Annotated in this window: 3 protein-coding genes and 1 pseudogene; all 4 read right to left on the minus strand. The window is 72.1% G+C overall.

Going from position 1 to position 5,236, the window contains the following annotated elements:
- Positions 1-542: pseudogene (locus tag GT354_RS02290) on the minus strand (hypothetical protein); the annotation flags it as partial.
- Positions 543-768: 226 nt separating this feature from the next.
- A complete protein-coding gene (locus tag GT354_RS02295) occupies positions 769-1,326 on the minus strand; it encodes a putative glycolipid-binding domain-containing protein (protein WP_161354467.1) in 558 nt (185 codons plus the stop codon).
- A gap of 93 nt (positions 1,327-1,419) precedes the next feature.
- Complete coding sequence (locus tag GT354_RS02300) at positions 1,420-3,168, minus strand: hypothetical protein (RefSeq protein WP_161354468.1); 1,749 nt, start codon at positions 3,166-3,168, stop codon at positions 1,420-1,422.
- 190 nt (positions 3,169-3,358) lie between these two features.
- Positions 3,359-5,128, minus strand: coding sequence for a hypothetical protein (locus GT354_RS02305; protein ID WP_161354469.1), 1,770 nt, complete (start codon positions 5,126-5,128; stop codon positions 3,359-3,361).
- Positions 5,129-5,236: the final 108 nt, after the last annotated feature.

Raw genomic sequence — 5,236 nt, forward strand, 5'->3', positions numbered from 1 at the left:
GCCTCCGGGCCGCCGGTGGTCACGAGCACGATGCCCTCGGCGGCGGTCGCGACGCTGAACAGGCGGGCCCGGTCGGCCCGCGCCAACCCGGCCTCGGAGAGGCGCTCGTGCAGCACCTCGGCGAGGAACGGGTGCGGGCCGAGCACGCCGGTACGGGTGAACTCGCCCTCCGTGGCGGCGAGTACCGCGTCGGTGTGCGCGGCCGCCACCGGGTCGGGGCCGAGCAGGAGCGGTACCACGACGGCGGCCGACGCGCCGCGCATGATCGCGGCGAGGTCGGTGTTGTCGGCCTCTATTACGATCGGCCGGATGTCGAGGCCGGTCAGGTCCGCGCGGGCGAGCAGCGCGACCTCGCCGACGAGCGCCGCGAGGGCCTCGCTCGCGGGTCCGGGTACGGCGAGGATCAGTGGTTTCGCGGCCTCCGGTAGTTCGTGGGAGTCGGGCCGACGGTGCCGTCCGCCCTGGCGGGGTTGCGGCACCCGGGTGGGCAGACCTGGAGTGCGGGCGGGCAGCGGGGACGCTGCGTCCGAGGAGGAGCTCATGTGCCGAGATTTTATGGAATCCGGCCAAAGGCTTCACAGCCGGACGGCAAGAGCAACAGGACTGTTACGGCCATGATCACCCCCGCCCGGGCCGAGACGGCTTCGCTGGGCGGGCTCGGGACCGGGTCGGACCGGTCCAGGTGGCACGACGCAGTGGCCCGGGAGGCTCCGCAGTGGGTCGGGACGCCGACCGCCACACCGCTGCGATCGACGGCGTGGCGTTCGCTCAGATCCTGGTCGCCAACTGCGGATAGTCCACCACGAGACCTGCGGTGTCCACGAGCAGGTCGCTGCTGAAGTCGCCCGACTCGTACCGCACACGCGCGCCGTCGGGCCCGATCCCCAGGTGCGTGTACGTCTGCCACGAGGGCCGCACGACCAGATCCGGTACCTCCACGAACGCCATCAGGAAGCGGTGCCGGCCGCTTTCCTCGTGCAGCCCGTGCCGCAGGATCGGCATCGTGTTGGTGAGCGGACACAGGCCCAGGTCGCAGTCGAGCGCCTCGGCCAGTTCGGGTCGTGGCACGCCGTCCACCGTCCACCCGGACGCGGAGCGTCGAAGGTCCAGGCGTCTGGTCTCCCCCGCGCCCTGCGCGACCACGCGTAGGCGCGTGGTCACGAATTCGTCCGTCGTCTCCAGGTCATAGGTCAACCGATACGAGCTGGGCGTCGTCCCGAGCGCCTCGCCGCGCGCCGTGAGCCGCGAGGCCCCCAGCTCGACCCACGAGGTCTCCTGTCCGCCGCTCTCGGTCACCTGCCACGTCAGTACGCGCTCATCCGTCACGTGTGCATCGGTACCCCGAATCGCAACGGCACACCAACGCTTTTCCGTCGACCGATGCCCGCCGACCGCTCGATCGATCGTTCACCCGGCCGCTCAACCGGCCGCCGCCGCGGCCGTCACCAGCAGTTCGCGCAGCGTTCCGGTGAACGACGGCGCCATTTGGGCCGCGACCACCCGGGCCTCCATCGAGTCGCCGAGGTGCTCGCGGACGAACTCGGCCATCGCAACCTGCTGGGTTACCCGCAACGTCACGGTCGGCGCGTGCATCTGGATCCGCCGGTACAGCTCCAACGCCGCGTCGGCGCCCTGTTTGTCGGTGAACACGCGCTCGGCCAGACCCGGGATCCGCTCCAGCTCGATCCGCAGCCGGCGGACCTCGTACGGGTTGCCCGGGTCCGACAAGGGTCGCCAACCGCTCCCGACCGGCCACTGCGCGCGCAGCATGGTGCCATCGTCGGCGGCATCGGCGATCTCGGCCGGGCAGTCGGCGAAGGCGGTCAGCCGACGCGCGGTGTCGCCGTCGAGCGGTTCGGCCTCGTGCGCCGCGACGACCGCGTCCCACCCGGCGCGCGGATACGTCGGCACGTGGTGCACGAACCCTTGGCCGATCCTGGTGTTCGCGGACTTGCCCATCGGCTTGGCGCACACGGCGTCGAACTCCGCGCGCAGCCGGTCTCGACCCGCGTCACCGTCGGCGAGCGTCGCGCGCAGGCGGGTCGCCGCGTTGGGCCGCAAGGGTAGTTCGTCGACCAGGCGTTCCGCCTCCGCGACGCCGTGCCGGTCCCACAGGCCGAGCAACGCGCCGAGCAGCGCGACCCGATGCAGCGGCACCACGAACGGCTCGTGCTGCTTGCCCGTCCGATCCACGAACCGGCGGCGCAGCGCCACCATGCCGCCCTTGCGCCAATCGCGCATGCACTCCTGGATCGGGGCGTGGGTGCGTTGCACCCGCAGCAGTCCGACGCGCACGAGCATCGGGTCACCCGACCACACGGTGGATCGGCGGTAGTTCGCGTTGTCGGTCGACGTCACACGCTTGATCAGGTTCTCGGTCGGCGGGACTTCCGCCGCCCGGGCCATGACCCGATTGCGTTCGTAATCGCCGGATTTGGGGTTCAGGTAGAGGAGCGCGGCCAGTTCGGGGTTCGCCAGGTCCAAAAGCGCGTCGACGGCCTCGTGCCGCAGGTGGATGGACGAGCACAGCGCGATCCGCTGCTTGTCCGTGGCCCGACCCACGACCGCCGCGACGACGTCGCTCGGGAGGCGGGCGCCGAAGTGGACGAGGTCGTGCAGGATGCGCGGCCGCAGATGCGGGGCGAGCGCGGCCACGTGCGCGGGCGGGGCGAACATGAGCAGTTGCCGCCACTCGAGGGCGACCGTGCGCGGCGCCACGGGTATCCGCTCGGTGCCGCCGTCGCCCTTGGCCGCCGCCTCGATCAGGTCGGTGACGGTGCCCTGACAGTCCGGCAGCAGGGCCAACAGGCGCGACCACGCGCGCGGATCGGCACCGAGGTGCCGGTCCAGGAGCGTGGTGAGGGTGGCCATCGGTCCCAGATACGCGCTGTCACTCGCGCGGGCCACGTTGCGCAGGAAGCGCAGTACCGCCACGGCGGGCCGCGCCTGGGCGAACACCTCGGCGGTCACCGTCGGATCCTCGGTGTGCGAGCCCAGCCGCAGGAGATCGTCCGCCGTGCCGCGCCGAATCACCGACCGGACCAGGGAGACCGGCAAGCCGCGCCCCTCGTCGAGGTGCGGGGCGTAGGCGCCGCGAACGCGGGCGTACAACTCGCCCTCGTCGCTGTCGAGCACGGCCAGGAGCGTGAACGCGCTCGCGTATTGCATGAGTGGGCAACCTCTCGGGTCGTAAAGCGGGTCGGAAGCGGGACGGAAGCGGGACGGGGCCGGTCGGATGCGGGTCGGTGGGGCTGGGAAGCGAGCCGGTGGGGGTCGTGTCGGGCCGGCCCGACACGGCGTCTCGGCGGCGAGCCACGGCGAGGCCGGTTCGAGCGAAGGCGGTTCAAGCGAAGGCGGTTCAGTGGCGGGTGGCCGCGTGGGCCGTGGCGATCAGCTCGGCGAGGCTGCCTTCGAAGTCCTGGAGCAGGCGCAGGGCGACCACGCCCCGGTCGCGATCCTCGTCGGCGTCGCTGTCACCACTCGACATCAGTTGTCGTAGCCTGGCCGGCAGTTCGGCGGCGGTGACGGCGGTCGGGGCGAGGGTGTCGCGCCGGCCCAACAGTTCGGCGCCGAGCGCCGCGGGCATGCCGGTGAGGACATCACCGATCGGGGTCCGGTTCGCGGCCACGCTCCTGGCGGTCTCGCGCTCGGCGGCCGGCCGGTGTCGGCGCGGCCGGGTGTCCTTCCACGTGACGGGGGCGGGCCAGCGACCGTGTCGGCTGTGGCCGGTCATGGACTGGGCCGCCTCGGCCTCGCGGCGCAACACCGCCGGGCAGCCGTCCTGTTCGGCCAGGAGCGACAGCGGCCGGTCGGTGAACGGTGTACGCCGGTGCGCCTTGACGATCGCGGCCCAGTCGAACGTGATGGTCTCCAGGAACGACCGGCCGACGGTCGTCGGGTGGGCGCGCAGACGTCGGACGAGCCCCCGGCTGCCCGAGCGCGCCGCGATCTCGGCCCGCAGTCGGTCGACGCCCTCGGGCGTCGCGAGCAACTCGCGACAGTGGCGCGCGTACTTCGCGTCCATGGTCGACTCGTCCACGAGGTCGAGCGCCGCGCGGGCCCCGGCCCGCTCGTACAGCCGGAGGAGGGTGATCAGGAGCAGGGAGCGACGGCGCGGGAGTCGGAAGGGGTGCGGGGCCGGCCCGTCGGCCCGCGCGAAGATCGCGCGCGTGTGCGGGAGCAGTCCTTCGACGCCCTTGTCCTGCCAGATGGACAGGCATTCGGCCAGGGTGGTCGTCATCGCGTCGCGTTTGAGCAGCGCGGCGCGCACGAGCAGCGGGTCGCCGGACAACAGGGCGGGCAGCCGGACGGACGCGGCCCAGTCGCCGCACACCCGGGCGACGACAGACGCGTGCAGCGGCGTCGAGGAGGCCATGATCCGGGCTCGCATCGCCATGCCCGTCCGGGGGTTGAGGTAGACCGCCGCATCGAGTTCGGGATCGCCCAGGGCGACGAGCGCGCCGGCGACCTCGGGGCGAGCCCGGCGTGCCTTGGCAAGCACCAGACGCTGGGCGGGCGTCGCGGCCTCGACCACGTCGCCGAGCACGGCCGCCGGAAGCAGGGCACCGAAGCGCACGAGGTCACGCACGGTGTCCGGTCGCAACGCGGGAACGAGTTCGGCGACCCGCTCCGGGGGAGCGAGCAACAGCAACTGTCGTACGTCCACTCGCAACTCGGGCGGCACGGTCAACGGCAGCGCCTGATCGCCGCCCCCGGCCGCGGTGATCGTGTCGCGAAGCGATGCGGCCGAGGTCGGCAGCGAGGCGATCAATCGCCCCCAGGCCGGCACCGAGCCGGCGAGGTGAAGCTCCATCAACTCGGCGAGGTCGCGCGTGACTTCGCCGTACGCGTACGGATTCCGCGACGCGAGCCGCCGGAGCGCCCGCAATGCGGGCAGGGCCGGGCCGGCGTACAACTCGGCGATCCGTCCGGTCGGCAGCCCCAGATTCCCGGCGATCGCGAACAGCACGTCGGCGTCGCCGTGTCGCAACACACTGCGCACGACGGCCGGCGGGACGATCTCCGCGCCGCGGAGCGCCGCCGGCATCTCACTCCGCATTCGTGCGAAGATCACTCCGTCGACGTCGTCCAACTCGGCCAGCAGCGCGATGATGGCGGTCTTCGACACTCGAGCACCCTCCGTAGCATCCTCACCAGGAGGTTACGGGGTAAGGCCGACAACCCCTCGGCCCAGGTGCTTTTTACTTTTTTAGAAGCCGGCTCGCGAAGCACCACT

It is taken from the genome of Streptomyces sp. SID3343 (assembly GCF_009865215.1).
In the GTDB taxonomy this organism is placed as follows: Bacteria; Actinomycetota; Actinomycetes; order Streptomycetales; family Streptomycetaceae; genus Embleya.

Bases quoted from the DNA above. Each gene is read 5' to 3' on its own strand.
- GT354_RS02300 (WP_161354468.1), bottom strand. From the start codon at position 3,168: ATGCAATACGCGAGCGCGTTCACGCTCCTGGCCGTGCTCGACAGCGAC.